The sequence below is a fragment of the Treponema endosymbiont of Eucomonympha sp. genome (assembly GCF_001028545.1).
Window position 1 is genome coordinate 1 of record NZ_BBPW01000292.1, and the last position, 801, is coordinate 801.

Here is an 801-nt window from a genome sequence, read left to right on the forward strand (position 1 = left end):
GATTTCCCCGCGCCTGTCGGCAGCAGCACGATTTGCCTCGCCCATACGCTCCGCTCGCACTCTGCAGGCACCACGCCAGCCGGAACCGCACAGGTGGCATCTGCGGACGCGACGGCGTCCAGAATATTTGCAATCACGAGCCGCTGCCACGGAAACAGGTAGCGGATGCCGAATGTCTGTTGTGCCACCTGCGTTATCGGGTCGGGGAGACTAGTTTCATATTCTTCCACGCCTGTACTATGGGGTTGCGGACGATGAATGTGTCCCATATCGCATAGATGACGCTGTAAGGGTAGGGCGACGCGGTTCTAGGTAGTGTGAACTTAAAGGTAGAGGAACACGCACCTGACATGAATGACGGCGATGCCAGGAAGCGGTGAGCTTTGCATAGCACGTAGCGGTTCCCCGTCGACGCTTGAGGGCACGGAAAACGTCTTCAATGACGTGCCGCGCCCGATACAGTTCATGACTGTACGCATTCTGCTTTTTCCGGCTTTTAACCGGAGTGACGACTGCTGCTATATCCGCTACCTTAAGCATGTCGAGCAGTTCGTTCGTGTCATACGCCTTGTCCGCAAGGAACGCTTCCACCTCCAAACCCTCCATAAGGAGGAGTACTTGGTTACAGTCCGCGTCAGTGCCGCTTGTCACAATGCTGCTTGCCGGTATCCCGTACTCGTCAACCGCCAAGTGCAATTTGCTGTTCAGCCCCCTTTTGTGCGGCTAATATCCTGAGTGCCGCCGTGCACCCCGCATGCGTCCGCATGTGCCTTGATACGCGTCGAATCTATCATACGGATA

Annotated in this window: 1 protein-coding gene and 1 pseudogene; both read right to left on the reverse strand. The window is 56.2% G+C overall.

From position 1 onward, the window contains the following. Positions 1 to 230 (reverse strand): annotated as a pseudogene (locus tag AWU74_RS06615) (RecQ family ATP-dependent DNA helicase); the annotation flags it as partial. Between the two features lie 7 nt (positions 231 to 237). Then, positions 238 to 690: a transposase gene (locus AWU74_RS10680; protein ID WP_162504964.1), complete on the reverse strand. Its 453-nt coding sequence runs from the start codon at positions 688 to 690 to the stop codon at positions 238 to 240. Positions 691 to 801 lie beyond the last annotated feature (111 nt).